18 protein-coding genes are annotated in these 16,315 nt (G+C 61.7%); 13 read left to right on the top strand and 5 right to left on the bottom strand.

Annotation, left to right across the window (positions count from 1 at the left end; all coding sequences use genetic code 11):
* The first annotated feature begins 142 nt into the window (after nucleotides 1-142).
* From DV706_RS15715 to DV706_RS15725, 3 genes are all read left to right on the top strand, one after another.
* A complete protein-coding gene (locus DV706_RS15715; protein ID WP_006067959.1) occupies nucleotides 143-1,399 on the top strand; it encodes a Glu/Leu/Phe/Val family dehydrogenase in 1,257 nt (418 codons plus the stop codon).
* 117 nt (nucleotides 1,400-1,516) lie between these two features.
* A complete protein-coding gene (locus DV706_RS15720; RefSeq protein ID WP_006067958.1) occupies nucleotides 1,517-2,020 on the top strand; it encodes a DUF2062 domain-containing protein in 504 nt (167 codons plus the stop codon).
* 105 nt (nucleotides 2,021-2,125) lie between these two features.
* A complete protein-coding gene (locus DV706_RS15725; protein ID WP_006067957.1) occupies nucleotides 2,126-2,947 on the top strand; it encodes a DUF6517 family protein in 822 nt (273 codons plus the stop codon).
* Between the two features lie 30 nt (nucleotides 2,948-2,977).
* Here DV706_RS15725 and DV706_RS15730 read toward each other — a convergent pair whose 3' ends face one another.
* The 3 genes from DV706_RS15730 to DV706_RS15740 all read right to left on the bottom strand — a co-directional run bounded on the left by DV706_RS15730 (nucleotide 2,978) and on the right by DV706_RS15740 (nucleotide 5,700).
* The gene (locus DV706_RS15730; protein WP_006067956.1) at nucleotides 2,978-3,196 is read right to left on the bottom strand and encodes a hypothetical protein; all 219 of its coding nucleotides are present in this window, start codon (nucleotides 3,194-3,196) and stop codon (nucleotides 2,978-2,980) included.
* Nucleotides 3,197-3,201: 5 nt separating this feature from the next.
* Nucleotides 3,202-4,353, bottom strand: coding sequence for an acyl-CoA dehydrogenase family protein (locus DV706_RS15735; protein ID WP_006067955.1), 1,152 nt, complete (start codon nucleotides 4,351-4,353; stop codon nucleotides 3,202-3,204).
* 156 nt (nucleotides 4,354-4,509) lie between these two features.
* Nucleotides 4,510-5,700, bottom strand: a complete 1,191-nt coding sequence (locus DV706_RS15740; protein WP_136350763.1) for a DUF7544 domain-containing protein — start codon at nucleotides 5,698-5,700, stop codon at nucleotides 4,510-4,512.
* Between the two features lie 194 nt (nucleotides 5,701-5,894).
* On the opposite strand from DV706_RS15740, the gene DV706_RS15745 reads away from it, so the two are divergent.
* From DV706_RS15745 to DV706_RS15770, 6 genes are all read left to right on the top strand, one after another.
* On the top strand, nucleotides 5,895-6,704 hold the full coding sequence (locus DV706_RS15745; RefSeq protein ID WP_006067953.1) for an RIO1 family regulatory kinase/ATPase domain-containing protein: 810 nt from the start codon (nucleotides 5,895-5,897) through the stop codon (nucleotides 6,702-6,704).
* Between the two features lie 65 nt (nucleotides 6,705-6,769).
* Entirely contained in the window at nucleotides 6,770-8,305 is a 1,536-nt protein-coding gene (locus DV706_RS15750) for an aldehyde dehydrogenase family protein (protein ID WP_006067952.1), read from the top strand.
* A gap of 221 nt (nucleotides 8,306-8,526) precedes the next feature.
* Nucleotides 8,527-9,708, top strand: a complete 1,182-nt coding sequence (glmU, locus tag DV706_RS15755) for a bifunctional sugar-1-phosphate nucleotidylyltransferase/acetyltransferase (RefSeq protein WP_136350762.1) — start codon at nucleotides 8,527-8,529, stop codon at nucleotides 9,706-9,708.
* 59 nt (nucleotides 9,709-9,767) lie between these two features.
* The gene (locus DV706_RS15760) at nucleotides 9,768-10,397 is read left to right on the top strand and encodes a hypothetical protein (RefSeq protein ID WP_006067951.1); all 630 of its coding nucleotides are present in this window, start codon (nucleotides 9,768-9,770) and stop codon (nucleotides 10,395-10,397) included.
* A gap of 1 nt (nucleotide 10,398) precedes the next feature.
* Nucleotides 10,399-10,914 (top strand): metal-dependent hydrolase, encoded by a 516-nt coding sequence (locus DV706_RS15765; protein WP_006067950.1) that lies wholly within the window; start codon nucleotides 10,399-10,401, stop codon nucleotides 10,912-10,914.
* A gap of 109 nt (nucleotides 10,915-11,023) precedes the next feature.
* Nucleotides 11,024-11,578, top strand: a complete 555-nt coding sequence (locus tag DV706_RS15770; protein WP_006067949.1) for a metal-dependent hydrolase — start codon at nucleotides 11,024-11,026, stop codon at nucleotides 11,576-11,578.
* Between the two features lie 143 nt (nucleotides 11,579-11,721).
* Here DV706_RS15770 and DV706_RS21530 read toward each other — a convergent pair whose 3' ends face one another.
* Nucleotides 11,722-11,892, bottom strand: coding sequence for an HVO_0758 family zinc finger protein (locus DV706_RS21530; RefSeq protein ID WP_006067948.1), 171 nt, complete (start codon nucleotides 11,890-11,892; stop codon nucleotides 11,722-11,724).
* A 169-nt stretch (nucleotides 11,893-12,061) separates the two neighbouring features.
* Here DV706_RS21530 and DV706_RS15775 point away from each other — a divergent pair, with 169 nt between their 5' ends.
* The 3 genes from DV706_RS15775 (at nucleotide 12,062) to DV706_RS15785 (ending at nucleotide 14,380) form a co-directional block, all read left to right on the top strand.
* Complete coding sequence (locus tag DV706_RS15775) at nucleotides 12,062-13,222, top strand: glycosyltransferase family protein (RefSeq protein WP_006067947.1); 1,161 nt, start codon at nucleotides 12,062-12,064, stop codon at nucleotides 13,220-13,222.
* 26 nt (nucleotides 13,223-13,248) lie between these two features.
* Nucleotides 13,249-13,725, top strand: coding sequence for a DUF7109 family protein (locus tag DV706_RS15780; protein WP_006067946.1), 477 nt, complete (start codon nucleotides 13,249-13,251; stop codon nucleotides 13,723-13,725).
* A gap of 64 nt (nucleotides 13,726-13,789) precedes the next feature.
* Nucleotides 13,790-14,380, top strand: a complete 591-nt coding sequence (locus DV706_RS15785; protein ID WP_049890020.1) for an NUDIX hydrolase — start codon at nucleotides 13,790-13,792, stop codon at nucleotides 14,378-14,380.
* Between the two features lie 154 nt (nucleotides 14,381-14,534).
* Here DV706_RS15785 and DV706_RS15790 read toward each other — a convergent pair whose 3' ends face one another.
* Nucleotides 14,535-15,215 carry a DUF502 domain-containing protein gene (locus DV706_RS15790; protein ID WP_006067944.1) on the bottom strand — a complete coding sequence of 227 codons (681 nt, stop codon included), beginning with the start codon at nucleotides 15,213-15,215 and terminating at the stop codon, nucleotides 14,535-14,537.
* 198 nt (nucleotides 15,216-15,413) lie between these two features.
* Between DV706_RS15790 and DV706_RS15795 the strand changes: the two genes are divergently transcribed.
* Entirely contained in the window at nucleotides 15,414-16,193 is a 780-nt protein-coding gene (locus tag DV706_RS15795; protein ID WP_006067943.1) for a DUF7388 family protein, read from the top strand.
* The last annotated feature ends 122 nt before the right edge of the window (nucleotides 16,194-16,315 follow it).

Here is a 16,315-nt window from a genome sequence, read left to right on the forward strand (position 1 = left end):
AGCGATTAACACCGTGTTCCCACCCGAATCGACGTCGACAGTTTGGAAAAATATAATTGCCTCTGAATACCTTATATTGAATATTATGCACTATGAATAGCATTCGTCACGTTTATTTTGGTTTCCTTGGAAGGCATACTCAATGTCTGGCGAAGCAAACCCGTTTGAAAGTCTCCAGTCTCAGATCGACGAGGCAGCTGTTCATCTCGACGTCGGCGACGACGTGATCGAGCGGCTCAAACATCCGGAGCGAGTTCTCGAGACGAACCTCACGATCGAGCGTGACGACGGCAACCTCGAGCGATTCAAGGCGTTCCGCTCGCAGTTCAACGGCGATCGCGGACCGTACAAGGGCGGCATTCGCTACCACCCACAGGTCTCCCGTGACGAAGTGAAGGCGCTGTCGGGCTGGATGGTCTACAAGTGTGCGACCGTCGGCATCCCCTACGGTGGCGGCAAAGGCGGAATCATCATCGATCCTGATGAGTACTCCGAGGCCGAACTCGAGCGCGTCACTCGTGCCTTCGCGAAGGAACTGCGCCCGATGATCGGCGTGGACCGCGACATTCCCGCACCCGACGTGAACACGGGCCAGCGGGAGATGAACTGGATCAAAGACACGTATGAAACACTCGAAAACACCACCGAGCCAGGTGTCATCACGGGTAAAAACATCGCCAGCGGTGGCAGTGAAGGCCGCGTCGAGGCAACCGGCCGCTCGACAGTGATCGCTGCCCGCGAAGCCTTCGACTATCTCGGCAAGGATCTCGAGGGCGCAACCGTCGCTGTGCAGGGCTACGGCAACGCCGGCTGGATCGCCGCCAAACTGATCGACGAGATGGGGGCGACTGTCGTCGCAGCCAGTGACTCGAGTGGCGGGATCTACAATCCGGACGGGTTTGACCCGGTTGCGGCCAAAGACCACAAAAACGAGACCGGTAGCATCGTCGGCTACGAGGAGTGTGAAACGGAAGTGACGAACGAGGACATTCTGACGATGGATGTCGACCTGCTGATTCCCGCTGCCCTCGAGAACGCGATCGATGCCGACCTCGCCGAGGAAGTCACGGCAGACGTTATCTCCGAGGCTGCAAACGGGCCACTGACCCCCGAAGCCGACGCCATCCTCGAGGACAAAGACGTCTTCGTGATTCCGGACATCCTCGCCAACGCTGGTGGGGTGACGGTGAGCTACTTCGAGTGGGTTCAGAACCGCCAGCGGTTCCACTGGACCGAAGAGCGAGTCAACGCGGAACTCGAGGAACTCATCGTCAACGCCTTCGACGCCCTCGTCGAGACGCTCGAGGCACACGATCTCGACAACCCACGGACCGCGGCGTATGTGGTTGCGATCGGTCGCGTCGCCAATGCCTTCGAGGAAGCCGGCTCGTTCCCCTGACTCGTTGGTGAGACGTCGCTGACAGCGCCTCGCTTGAGACGGCAAAACACTCGTTGCGTAACTATTCATCTACGAACTCGATATCCTTTTGCCGGTTGCTGGCAACCCACGGATAGAGTGACTGTAGGGGAACGTCTCGCTCGGTATCGCGACCGGGTTCGCCGGAAACTCCTCGCTGCGTTTCGTGAGGAACGGACGCCACGGCAGATCGCTGCGAGCTTCGCTATTGGCATTTTCGTCACCGCACTGCCAACCGGTGGCGTCGGTGTCGGCCTGTTTTTCGTCTTCATCTCGCTGTGGTCGTGGATCAGCAAGCCAGCGATTTTCGCCTCCGTCATCGTCCTCAACCCGTTTGTCAAGCCAGCGGTCTACCTCGCGAGTTTTCAGATCGGCGCATTTTTACTGGGGTCGAACTCGGTTCGCTCACGGGATGCAACGACGACCGAGTTTGCATGGGTTGGGGTTCAGCAACTCCTCCTTGGAAACGCCGTCGTCGCCATCGTGCTTGGCGCTGTTGGGTACGTGACGGTGTTGCATCTGACTCGAGTACATCGCCGACGGACAGATCGCCATCCCGGGCCGTCAGTCGGGTCGGGAATTCTTGGTCTTTTCCGACGCTAACCCCTCGACATCGTTCGAAGACGACAGCGAAGTGATGGATCGTCGCCGAACACTCTCTTAGAGAAGCAACAACCATTTACGAACTCAAGAGAGATTCAATCGAAAATGAATCGAAGAGCAGTGCTCGGTGGCCTTGGTGGCCTCGGACTCACGGCGCTTGCGGGCTGTCTGGGTACCCTCGGTATGGACGTCCACGAGTCGTCGCCGGCCGGCGTTGATGCGAGCGTTCGGTCGGAGACGGGGTACGACCAGACCGATGTCGAGCCGCTTACTGTCGAAGAAGACGTCGGTGTCGGAGCCGCCTCGGAGACGATTGCCGTCACGAACTATCTCACCGAACACGAGAAGGCGGTCGACATGGGTCCACTCGGTCGCCAGCGCGGTGCTGTTTTCATGGTGTTGACGACGCCACAGATCGGGGCCGCAGGCCGGAACTTCAATCCCGTCGAAGAGATGGATGCCGAAGAACTCGTTGCACTCGTCGAGGACAACTACGACGATATCAGCGACATCACGAACGAGGAGACCGCAGATATCACGATCCTCGAGCAGACAACGACCCGGTCGCGGTTCAGCGCCGATGCGACGTTCGACGGTCACTCCCTCGAGGTCGATCTCCACGTCAGCGAGGCCGTCGAAGCAGGCGACGACCTGCTCGTGACCATCGGTGTCTATCCCCAGCAAGTTCGCAGCGTGGAACAGTCGAACATTCTCGAACTGATGGAGGGCGTCACGACGGACATCGAGCTGGACGACACTGCATCGAGCGACGACGGTGGCGATGAGGATGCTGACGAGGATGGCGAGACAGACGGTGGCGATGAGGATGCTGACGAGGATGGCGAGACAGACGGTGACGATGAGGATGACGGTGATGAGACCAACGACAGCGACGACGACGATGGCCTCCTGGGGACACTCGAGTAGCTGACGCTGCAGACGCCATCGGTACTCGACTCAGACGACCCCTATGCCGTAGCCAAGGAGGGCAAGCCCACCGATGACGAAGACGGCTCCGACCCACTTCGTGGCTCGAATCCGATCTGTTTCGTCGATTTCGTCACCCTCGAGCGGTGCCATCCCCTGTCGATGCTGGGCTGTGACGATGGCCGGTGCATACCGGAGTCCGGCGACACCGAAGCCGACGAGTGCGAGGCCGGCGACGAGTACGAGCATACGATTTAATTCGGGGAGAGGCCGAGCTCCCGGCTAATCACGAGCTGTTGGATCTCGCTGGTTCCTTCACCAATCTCCATCAGCTTGGCATCCCGATAGAACCGCTGGGGTGCGAAGTCGGTGGTGTAGCCGTAGCCGCCAAGCACTTGCACGGCGTCTTCAGCGACCTCGCGAGCAGCCTCGCTGGCGTCGAGTTTCGCGAGTGCGGACTCGCGGGTAACGGGCTCACCGTTGTCGTACGTATGAGCAGCACGGTGTGTGAGCAGCCGTGCGCGCTCGGTTTTGCGATGCATGTCGACGATTTTGTTTCGGATGGCATCGAACGTCGAAATCGGCTGTCCGAACTGCTCGCGCTCCATACTGTATGCCTTCGCGTGCTCGTAGGCCCCCTGTGCAAGGCCGGTCGAAAGCGCGGCAATCGAGATCCGACCACCATCGAGCGTCTGTTTCGTCTGGCTCCAGCCGTCGCCTTCCTCGCCCAAGAGGCGATCTTCGGGAAGTCGAACGTTCTCGAGGCGAATCTCACAGGTTGGCGAGGCGTTCAGCCCCAGTTTCTCCCAGATCGTCGTGACCTCGAACCCGTCGTCCGTTCGGGGGTCGACAATAAACGTCGAGATCCCGCCGTAGCCGGCGTCAGGGTCGGTGACGGCCTTGACGAGTATCGAGCCTGCTTCCGAGGCGTTCGTAATGAACTGCTTGGTGCCGTTCAGCACCCACTCATCGCCGTCTTTCGTCGCCGTCGTGTCCATATCCGACGCATCGGAGCCGCTGTCCGGTTCGGTCAGCGCCCAGCCGCCGAGCGTCTCGCCTTCCGCAAGCGGGCGCAGCCAGCGTTCTTTCTGGCTTTCGGTACCGAACAGCTCGAGCGGTTTCGATCCCAGCGACGTATGCGCGACGTAGGAGAGCCCGATCGACCCCGAGACTCGACCGAGCTCTTCGGCGACGAGTGCGTACATGAGCGTATCACCGCCGAGGCCGCCGTACGCCTCGTCGATGGGAACGCCCATTATATCCAGCTCGGCGAGCTGGTCGAAGATCTCGGCTGGAAACCGATGCTCGTCTTCGATCGCCTGGGCGATCGGCTCGATTTCGGTGTCACAGAAATCCCGGACTGTCTCCCGAATCATACGGTGTTCGTCGGGAAGCGCCGTGTCCATACCGCACTGTCACCAACGAGCGGAATAAGCACACCGCCAAACTCGGTCGTGATCGATGGCTATCGTGTCACCCTGAGCGGTCGGTCGTACGCTCGAGTCAGTGGGCGACACGGTAGCTGTCTGAAAAATACTGGCCCAATGACACTGGTTCGGTCGCTACCAGCCCCGATTATCGTCGCGGTCGGTGTCGTCGTCCCACGAACTCGAGTCGGTATCCCATGGGTCGTACTCGTCGTCCGGGTCGTCGTTCCGTGAGGCACTGTCGTCTGTCGACCAGCCGTCGTTCCGAGATTGGTCGCGGTTCTCTCGCCCATCTCCGTCGTCGCCGTTCCAGTCATCGTCTCGGTCAGTCAGGGCACCGCCGTCGGATCGCACTGCGGCTCGCTGCTCCGGGATCAGATCGAGGTCGGCGTTCGTATCGCCTAACAACAACAGCGCGTAGTACTGGAAGTAGGTCTCAATCGGCGTCCAGACGAGCGAGATGAACAGTAGGATGCACACAACTGCCAGCAGGCCGACGGGGATCGCCAGTAACACACCGATCTCTCCGAGGAAGACCAACAGGACGATGACGATCACAAACGGGATCAGCAGTGCCAGCACACCGAACGCGATGACAAACCAGGCGGCGATCGCAATCGCGATCGAGAGGATCCAGACTAACACGAGATAGACCACGTACTCCGTCCAGTTGGCCGTAAACGTCGACCAGAACCGACTCCAGGCGCTGAGCACACCGCGGTCTTCCTGAAGCATAACCGGGACGACGAACACGCTGGTAAAACGCTGGATCACCGAGTAGATGAGAAACAGCCCGAGTCCGTACAGCGCGTACAGCCCGATCAGCCCGACCGAGAGGTCACCGAAATCACCCAGCACAAAGACGAGCGCCGCGGGTGCACTCGCCAAGGCACCAGTGACGAGTATCACCCCCAGCTGAAAGACGAGCAGCCGGAGCCCGTTGCCGATGTTTGCCGAAAAATACCGTCGGATATGGACCTCACTCGAGCGTAACGACTCGATAAAGACGAACTCCATGACCGCGCTGATAACCGAGTAAAGCAGCCAAAGCACCAGCGCAATGGCGCCGATGACGAGCAGCCCCAGTATGAACTCCTCAACTGGGAACTCCTCTCCGAACTCCGATTCGAACTCCTCGGTTCCGTCGATTCCCGGCTCGTCGGCGAACGTCGTGATGTCTCCACCGGGCACCGTCGGCCCACCCATGCCGAGTGAGCTCACGAAGAAGACGACGATTGCGAGTTTGACCCAGATCCCGAGCCGGACCGGTGTCAAGAGATTTCGCGTCGTCTCGAGTGCGTCACTCAAGTCGTCGATCGCGTCCATAACTGGGCGACTATTCAGTTGCATTGCTGATAACAATACTGCTCTGGATCCCAGCCACAATCCGTGAGAGTGGTTGTCGGGATTGGCGTACTGTCTCGCAGCGTTCAGCCAGGTATCGATTGATCCACCGACCGACACGTTTCGATGGCGACAGTTCGGGACGCATTTAACCCCCAGGCACTCACATCCGACGTATGGATATCCGCCGGCTCGCACGAGGAACCGTCGAGTGGGACCGCCTCGAGCGCGTGATGCAGACGCTGGCGGATCGCTACAACCGAGAGTGTATCCGCGTCGAGTTTCTCGAGGCCGACAACTGGTTGTCGACGCCCTGTGTGATCGACGAGCAGTGGTTCGTCAAGATCGTCTCGAGACAGAACGCGCTCGTCCACGACGTGTTGACGACTGGACGCAACGTCGGTGCGGTGTCGGCGGGCACCGGCGGCTTTTTCGGCCGGTTCGACACGCCACGCGAGATGGTCGAACACGAGTACGAGGCGACCGAGCAGATGCGCGAGATCGGTATCAACGCACCACAGCCGATCGACGCCTTCGAAGTCAACGGGCTGGGTGTCCTCGTCCTCGAGTACCTGCCCGAGTTTCGAACGCTCGATGACGCTCCCGACTGGCTCGTCGCCGAGCGAGCGACGGAACTGTTCGAGATGCTGGCAGCGTTGCGCGATCACGGGATGGCCCACGGCGACCTGCGTGCGGAGAACATCTTGCTGTGTGACGACGAATTTTATTTTATCGACGCCACCAGCGTCCACGATGACCGCGTCGCCGAAACCACAGCGTACGATCTCGCCTGTGCGTTGGCCGTTCTCGAGCCACGAATCGGTGCGTTTGACGCCGTCGACGCGGCTGCAGACGTCTACACCGCCGACGAACTGCTTTCGGCGCGGCGGTTTCTCGACTTCATCCGGCTGCGACCCGATCACGAGTTCGATTCGATGGGGCTCCGGACCGAACTCGAGCTGGCAGCCGACAACGAGGAGACGTGACCGCCCTGTTGTGTTTCGTGTAAACCACCAGCAGGGTTTTCACGATACTCGTCGTCTAGTTTGGTATGAGTCAGCAAACGACAGCAGCAGTATCCGGCCACTATATCGGCGGCGAGTGGACCGATGCGAGCGACTCTGCGACGTTTGAAAGCGAGAATCCGGCGACCGGCGAGACGCTTTCGACGTTCCAGCGTGGAACCGAAGACGACGTCGACGCTGCCCTCGAGGCCGCCCAGGAGGCGTTCGAGGACTGGCGTTCGCTGTCATACATCGATCGGGCGGAGTACCTCTGGGAAATCTACCACGAACTGCGCGATCGCCACGAGGAACTGGGCGAGATCGTCAGCAAGGAGTGTGGCAAGGAGATTTCCGAGGGGAAAGCCGATGTCACCGAGGCCTGGCATATGGTCGAGTGGGCCGCTGGAAATGCCCGCCACCCCCACGGTGACATCGTGCCCTCCGAAATCGCGGGTAAAGACGCCTACATGCGCCGCAAGCCCCGGGGTGTAATCGGCTGTATCACACCCTGGAACTTCCCAGTCGCGATCCCGTTCTGGCATATGGCCATCGCGCTCGTCGAGGGCAACACTGTCGTCTGGAAGCCCGCCGAGCAGACGCCGTGGTGTGGCCAGATCATCGCCGAGATGTTCGAAGACGCCGATATTCCCGACGGTGTCTTCAACATGGTTCAGGGCTACGGCGACGCCGGCGCGGCGATCACTGACGACGAACGCGTCGACACCGTTCTCTTTACCGGCTCCGCCGAGGTCGGCCACGAAATCGCCGGCAAGGTCGGTGGCGAACCCGGCAAACTCGCCGCCTGCGAGATGGGCGGCAAAAACGGGATCATCGTCACCGAAAACGCGGATCTGGACATCGCCGTCCACTCGGCGGTTATGTCCAGCTTCAAGACCACCGGCCAGCGCTGTGTCTCGAGCGAGCGCCTGATCGTCCACACCGACGTCTACGACGAGTTCAAAGAGCGTTTCGTCGAGATCGCCGAGGATATCGCTGTCGGCGACCCGCTCGAGGCGTCGACGTTCATGGGACCGGCGATCGAGGCCGACCACGTCGCGAAGATCCGCACCCACAACGAACTCGCCCGCGAAGAGGGCGCAGACATCCTCGTCAACCGGTTCGAACTCGAGGCCGACGAGATCCCCGACGGCCACGAAGACGGCCACTGGGTCGGCCCCTTCGTCTACGAGATTGACTACGATCCCGACCTGCGCTGTCTGAACGAGGAGTGTTTCGGCCCCCACGTCGCCTTACTCGAGTACGACGGCGACATCGATCGCGCCCTCGAGGTCCACAACGACACGCCCTACGGACTTGCGGGTGCGATCATCTCGGAGGATTACCGCCAACTCAACGCCTTCCGCGACCGGGCTGACCTCGGACTGGCGTATGCGAACCTCCCGTGTATCGGCGCGGAAGTACAGCTCCCGTTCGGCGGCGTGAAGAAATCCGGCAACGGCTATCCGAGTGCGCGTGAGGCCATCGAGGCCGTCACGGAACGAACGGCGTGGACGATGAACAACTCGGAAGAGATCGAGATGGCACAGGGCCTGTCGGCGGATATCACGACCAACGAGGACTGACGGCCTCGAGTGAGACGGTCTGCTGTAGTCACGTACCGCCGATCACCGATCCCGCCGCTGGTGTTCGGCGGCAAATCGGTACAGAAGATCGTATGACGGCCGGTCGAGACGGTGAATCAGCGCCTGATCGAATTTTACTTTCGAACTGTCATGGTCGGTGACAACCGAATCGCGGTGATGAACGAATCGCTTATCCGATGGTTCATGGAAGAGGCCCATACATGAAAGCAGTCGTCCTTGCCGCGGGCCAGGGCACACGTATTCGACCACTCTCTGATTCAGTTCCGAAACCGATGCTGCCGGTCGCAGACCGGCCGCTTGTCGCCCACACGATCGACGCGGCGATCGACGCCGGTGCGAACGAAGTCGTCCTCGTCATCGGCTACGAGGCCGACACCGTCCGCGACTACTTCGGCGAAGAGTACCGTGGCGTCCCCGTTTCGTACGCTGTCCAGACCGAACAGGCTGGCACGGCAGACGCCGTCAACGCGGCTCGAGACCATATCGAGGGTCCCTTTGCCGTGTTGAACGGCGACAACCTCTACGATCCAGCGGCGATCGACCAGTTGTTCGAGCAGTGTCCGGCCGTCTGTGCAATCGAAGTCGACGATCCGCGCAACTACGGTGTGCTCAGTACCGACGGCGGCTCAGTTTCCGGCATCGTCGAGAAGCCAGCCGACCCGCCGACGAACCTCGCCAACGCGGGCGCGTATGCCTTCCCCGCCGAGGCCCGCCAGTGGCTCGAGGTCCCCGCGAGCGAGCGCGGTGAACACGAGATTACCGACGTGCTCGCGACCGTCATCGACGAGTTCGATGTCAGCCCCGTCACGCTCGAGCGCTGGCTCGACGTCGGCCGCCCCTGGGAACTGCTCGAGGCCAACGAGTGGAAAGTAAGCGACCTCGAGCGCCGGATCGACGGCGACGTCAGCGACGACGCGACACTCGAGGGGGACGTGGTCGTCGAAGCTGGCGCGACTGTAAAGGCCGGCGTCGTTATCGAGGGGCCAGCACTGATTCGGTCGGGTGCGACGGTCGGCCCGAACGCCTACATTCGCGGGGCGACGCTCGTCGACGAAGACGCGAAAGTTGGCCACAGCGCGGAAGTGAAAAACAGTGTGCTCTCTCCGGGTGCGTCGGTCAGTCACCTCTCTTATGTCGGTGACAGCGTGCTCGGCCGAGACGTCAACCTCGGTGCGGGAACGAACGTCGCGAACCTGCGCCACGACGATGCGGACATCAAATTCACCGTGAAAGGCGACCGCGTCTCGACCGGCCGGCGAAAGTTCGGCATCGTTGCCGGTGACGACGTCAAGACGGGAATCAACTCGAGTCTGACTCCTGGACTGAAGCTGAGTACTGGCGCGACCACACGGCCCGGCGAAACCGTCGATCGGGACCGATAACACAGCGCGGAGAACAGAAGACATTTGCCCGGACTCGGCGTTTCCCTCGAGGACTACGCATGTCGGAACCGTACGGACAGTCCGGTCGCGTTCTCGCCGTGTTCGTCCTCGGTGCCCTCCTCGTCGGCTCGCTGGTCTGGGTCGGAGCGACGGCCGCTGACCCACTCGAGAGTCAGTATCCGGACGAGACCGAGGTGACTCCGGAACCCGAGGCGTACGTGGGCGAACAGGTCGTCCTCGGTGGCTTCGTCGTCGACACTGACCCCGTCGTGATCGCGACGCGAGCGAGTGGGCACGGACGGTTTACCCTCGTGGACGCGGACGATGGCCTCCAGAACGCAGCTGGGCCGTTGGACGTCGATGACCGAGTGGCCGCCTTCGGGACCCTCGAGGACGAGTCGACGCTCGTCGTCGAACGGACGACGACCCGCCAGCCGTCCGAGACGGCGTACATGTACATCGTGTCGATGATCGGCGGGCTCTGGGTCGCTGGTCGATTCCTCCGCGGGTGGCGATTCGACCGGTCAACACTCGCGTTCGTCCCACGACGACGGAACGACGACAACAGCCAGCCGGTCGCTCCGTCCGAGCAGGCATCGGAAACCGCCGACTGCACCTCGACACACCCCAAACCCGATCGAGACGAAACCCAGCACGACCAACACGTCCGGACGAGCAGTGGTGAGTAACGTGGCCGATATCCTCACACATGTCCTCGTTGGGTACATCATCGGGACGCTGCTCTCCTTTCGATACGAGTGGATTCGACCGGCACACGTCACGCTCGTGATGATCGGCGCGCTCTCGCCTGATTTCGTCAAGATCGAACTCTTCGTTCCGGACGGCCTCGCGACAGCGCTTCTCGGTGTGCCGTTCTCGTGGTCGCCGCTGCACACTCTCGGTGGGACCGTCCTCGTGATCTGTCTCGCCTCGCTCCTGCTCGCTCCCGAGTATCGAGCACAGGCGCTCGCGCTGTTTGCGATCGGAGCCTTCTCCCACCATGCCCTCGACGTGTTGCTCATGACACCGACAGGGGATGCCTACGCCGTCTTCTGGCCGTTAACTGGGTACCGGCCGCCGGCGGGCGGGCTCTACTTGAGCAGCGACCGCTGGCCGGCACTCGCCTCCGGGCTGGTCGCGGTGGTCGTCTGGGCGGTCGCTCGACGCCGCCGTGACGACGCGTCCGAAACGCACGCCCTCGGCTAACGGCGTCCCCCGTCGTTTCTGTCGCGTGTGTCTCAACCGACCCGACCGACGCCGTGGTCTGCGAGACAACCACGCCAGTTATGATTCGCCCTCACTCAGTTTGACGCGTATGTGGCCACTCGGACATGTCGCCGTCGCCTATCTCTGTTATACGATCGCGACTCGAGCCCGCTTCGACGCGCCGCCAGCACACATCCCGGCGTTGCTCCTCGTCTTCGGGAGCCAGTTTCCCGACCTCGTGGACAAGCCACTGGCGTGGTATCTCGGCGTTATCCCAACGGGACGAACACTCGCCCACTCGTTGCTCCTCCTCGTCCCGCTCTCGGTCGCCGTCCTCGCTATCTCGAGCCACTACGACCGCGGCGAGTACGGGATCGCCTTTACGATCGGTGCGCTCTCACACGCCCTTGTCGATGCGCTGCCGGCACTTTGGGGGCCAAACGAGAGTGCAACACATCTCCTCTGGCCGGTGGTGCCCGTCGAGGAGTACGAACAAGGGCCGCCAACCATCCTCGCGCTCTTGCAGGACTCACTGGGCCAGCCGTTTTTCCTCGCGGAGTTCGTCCTCGCCGCGATCGCGTTCGTACTCTGGCGTCGTGACGGCTACCCCGGACTCGAGCCGGTTTGGACTGCCCTCGGGCGGGTGTGGCCGACGCCGGGATAACGGAGACAGCGGCGCTGGACCTCGTTGGCGGTCGCCGGAACCGAACATGACTCGTCACGGCTCGACTGCACACAACGCCGTCGCTGGAGACGGGGCGATCGCTATCGACCGAATCCGGAACGGCAACGCTGAAAAACGACGCGTTACCGGATCTCTTTCCACTCCGCATCGCAGTCCGGACAGATACGGACGGTCTTGATCTGGTCCGGATCGTTCTCGGTCTTTAACGGCTTGCCACACTCGGCACAGACGAGTCGATCGTACGTGTCTTTCTCGAGGTCGCCTTCGCGGAGTGCCTTCCGGACAGATTTCATGTTCGTCTACTACGAACGTAGGGGAGAAAAAGACCGGTGCTTTATCTGAACTGTACTATCATTCAGACAACAGCAGTCGACAATCAATCGGCAGCTCGAGCGGCGGTCGGTGACAGTCTATCTCGCCGGAGTCGTGGCCGTTTTATCGATTCGGCCGAACAATCCACCGATGGAGTACGTACAGGAGCGAATCGCGACGCTCCACGATTTTAGCGGGACGGCTGGCCCGCCAGCGGTCCCCACCGCAGACGCAGTCGCCGAGACAACGATCGTCGTTCCGATGGCTGGACGCGAACACGGGAGTCCGGCCGCCGAGCGCGTGCTCTCGGAACTCGAGACGCTCGAGCCAGACCCTGCTGGCGTCTTCGTTCCGGTTCGCGCCGATGCCGACCAGATCGGCCCGTTTCGGGAGTGGCTCGAGTCGTTTGCGCTTCCGACTCGCGTCCTCTGGTGTAATGCGCCTGCGGTCGAGGAACTTCTCACCAGCGCCGGCCTGGCTGACGGCTTCGGGAAAGGGCGAGACGTCTGGCTCGCTCTCGGGCCCGCCGCTGCGGCCGGTGAGTATGTCGTCGTCCACGACGCCGACGCCCGGAGTTACGAGGCAGCACACGTCACTCGACTTCTCGCGCCGCTTTCGATGGGATTCGACTTCTCAAAGGGCTACTACGCGCGCATCGAAGACGAGCAGCTCTACGGGCGGCTCTTCCGCTTGCTCTATGCTCCACTCATCCGTGCGCTCGTGGCCGACTACGACGCACCGATCATCGACTACCTCGGCGCGTTCCGGTATGCACTCGCCGGCGAGTTCGCTGCCACCGCGGATCTCACCCGCCAGCTTCGGGCGCCACGTGCCTGGGGACTCGAGGTCGGGACACTCGGTGACGCCTTCGATCACGCCGGCTTCGACGGCTCCGCACAGGTCGACCTCGGCCGCCACGAACACGACCACCGTGCGGTCGCCGGCGAGACCGGCCTCGAGGGAATGAGCCGGACGGTCGCCGGAGAACTGCTGCGTGTCATCGAAGAGCGGGGTGTCGACCTCGATTACACGACCCTTCAGGAACGCTACCGTACGGCCGGCGACCGCATGATCGACCAGTACCGCGCCGACGCAGCGATCAACGGCCTCACGTACGATCCATCGGGTGAACGCGACCAGCTCGATCGCTACGTCGACTCGATCGCCCCACCAGGCCCTGACCGCCGGCTGCCACGCTGGATCGACGCACCGTTCGAACCAGCTGACGTCCTCGAGGCGACCGAACCTGTCTCAGACCGACACGACGAACGACTCGAGTCGGACCAACTCGACTCTAGCGCACAAGACTAATCTGACCACCCCCCGTTGTGGCGGATATGGATGCGACCGCCGACGAACTGGCAGGCGTGGTCGACCTCTTCGGCGGCTTGACACGGCCCGAACTCGAGCGAGCGCTCTCGGAAGCCGCGTTCCGGGCCGATGGCCAGTCCGTCGATGAGTCAGCCCTCGAGACGGCAATCGATGACGCACTCGAGTCGTTCGCACTCGTCCGATACGAGCGACCACACCAGGACGCCCAGCCGCTGTTGGTCGCCGGTCCGACGGCGTTTCCATCGGTCCCAACCCATGCAGAGGACGTCCCCCACATCCTTGATGTCGACCCGCGCGATCCCGACCGCGATGCACTCGGTGAGACGGCCCACAAACAGTTTGTCGAGCAACTCGAGGCAGCGATCGATGCTGGCGATGACGACCGGATCGATCACTTACTCGATGTCAGCTACGACCTCGAGGCGTGGGCACCGATCGACCTCACGGCCGAACGGAACAGACTGGAGGCGGCGATAGCGTGACCTCGTGGACCGAGCACCCGACCGACGACTCAATCCCGACCGTATGAGAGACGCGTGTGACAACATGCCACAGACGACGATGACCCTCGAGCCGGTCGCGGCACACGTCCCACTCGAGATTGACGATCAAGAGTACGACGCAGCCGTTCTTGCACCGATTATCGAGCGCGACGGCGAGGACCACCTGCTGTTTACCCGGCGGGCAGACCATCTCGGCGAACACCCCGGGCAGATGAGTTTCCCCGGCGGTGGCACCGAGTCGATCGACGAGACGATTCTCGACACCGCACTCCGGGAGGCACACGAAGAGATCGGCCTCGAGCCCCACGAAACCGAGGTCATCGGGCAACTCGACGATATTCGGACGATCACGGAGTATGCCGTCACGCCCTTCGTCGCCCGCGTTCCCGACCGGGAGTACGAGCGCGACGACTCCGAGGTCGCAGAGATCGTCGTCCTCCCGCTATCAGGGTTGCTCGACCCCGACAACTACGAGTACGAGCGCCGTGACCACCCCTACTACGGCGACATCATCATCCACTACTTCCACGTCGACGGCTACACCGTCTGGGGCGCAACCGGCCGTATCCTCGTCCAGTTGCTCGAGTTGACGACATCGTTCGAGCCGCCGGAGCAAGTCGATCGCTCGTATTAGTCGCGACTGTGGGGATAGGTCCGATACGCTGTTCTGAACGCGAACAGTGGTGGCTGTCGTGGACACGCAATGTGTCCCGACTCTCCCTGCAAACCAGTCCGTTGAGCGATACCTCGAGTGTCGTTTCCCACCACCGCTTGCGATGGTGACGCCCCTACTGCTGGCGCTTGCGATCCGTCTGGAGTTCTCCGACGACAGTGACCCCATCTTCGAGATCCGTCTCCGCGCGGTCTGCATCACCGAAGCCGGCGCTGACGACGCGTGTAAGCGCTTCTTCGACGGTTTCGTCCAGTTCAGTGATCTCCTCTGGCGACACCTCGAGGATGAACCCTGTGGTGATGTTTGGCGATGTCGGCAAAAACAGCGTTACACGCCCATCCCGGGTCGTTCGCCCGGTTTTGAACGCGGTCATCCGAAACCCATCCCACGTCTCGAGTTTGACCGGCGTCTGGAGGGTGCCTTCGGACCCGAATGTGGTCTCAGTAGCGGTTTTTGACGCATTGTAGATCACTCGAATGCCGGGGACACGATTCGCTGCGTAATCGACAAGGCCTTCGAGAAGTTCGCCGGTCGTCGTCTCGGTTACCTGGCCGATGGCGTACATCGTGAGGGCGAGAAATCCGACGAACGTGAGTACCCGCAGGAAGCCAGCCACCCGTTCGCGAGCGAACTCACTGGTGCCGGGAGCAACGATCTCGAGCGTGTCGGCATTGAGAATAATCCCCGGCGTCACACTCGCCAGAAACGAATAGAGCGTATACAGGAGAAACACCGTCACCAGAATCGGGAGGATAAGGATGAGTCCGCGTCCGAAATCACCTTTCACCGAGCTCATGAAGCCACGCTCACACCCAGATTCATGCGGGCCTCCTACGAGTAGATTGTGAACTTACGCGACCGAACCCGCTTCGAGAGAACGCCAGGTTTTTCCACACAGCAGTCACAACACGGCTAGAGTCGCGCAGACGACCCACACCATGATAGACGCCAGAACTGGCATCGTCGGGCGGGTCGTCGCGCGAGGTGAGTTTCGATGTTAACAACGAGTACCGTCGCCCGTGCTGGATTGGATGCAATCGCCCTCAAACCCGCCGAATGTGATCTCTCGGCTGCCGCGTCGATTCCGGTCGAAACGATCGCGATCGATTACGAAGGACGTGATCATCTCCCCAGTCACGAGACGCTCACGGCCCTCGCAGACGACACAGCAGTCTTGCTGACGACGCCCGTCCGGGTTGATGGCTTTGACCCGCTGGGTGACGACTCGCTGGTCGACGAGTTGCCCGACGCGGTCGGCCGCGTCCTCGTCGCGGGCCACGGTGCCTATCTCACCGATGAAGAGCGCGAGCGCTCCATTGCTCCCCGACTCGATGCAGCCCTCGAGACCGACCCAGACGCCTGGGTCGGCACCGAAAGCGTCGAGCGACTCGCGATGGCGACAGGGGCGACACAGTACGAACTGCTCGCTCGACGAACCGCTGCTGAACTGCAGGCGCTGCGAGCAGTCGGCTTCGAGGGCGAGATTGCCCTCTACGCCCCGACGGTTTTGACTGACGACGAAGACACCGTCCTCGATGCTGTCGGTGACTACGTTTCGCGACGACGACCGGTCGCTCGAGCGCTCCCCGAGGACGCCGCGACCGATGCGAGTGCAACCGGCCGTGCTCGAGAGGTCCTGCTCAAAGCCGCTCGCGACTACGCCCTCATCGGTGATGCAGACGAGATATGCGAACAGACCGACATGTTGCACGAGGCTGGTGCGACCACGATTGTCGGCTACCCGGCACAGGGACTCGAGCCGTTTCTCGAGTAACCACCACCGCTGTTTGTGACTGCGTTTCGAACGGCGACAATAACCACCCAGAGGTAAGTGGCCCCCGAACCCAGTAGCGCTCATGACGAGGATTGTCGCTTCCACAGTCGGTGTGAGAGAGC

The sequence above is a fragment of the Natronorubrum bangense genome (assembly GCF_004799645.1).
In the GTDB taxonomy this organism is placed as follows: Archaea; Halobacteriota; Halobacteria; order Halobacteriales; family Natrialbaceae; genus Natronorubrum; species Natronorubrum bangense.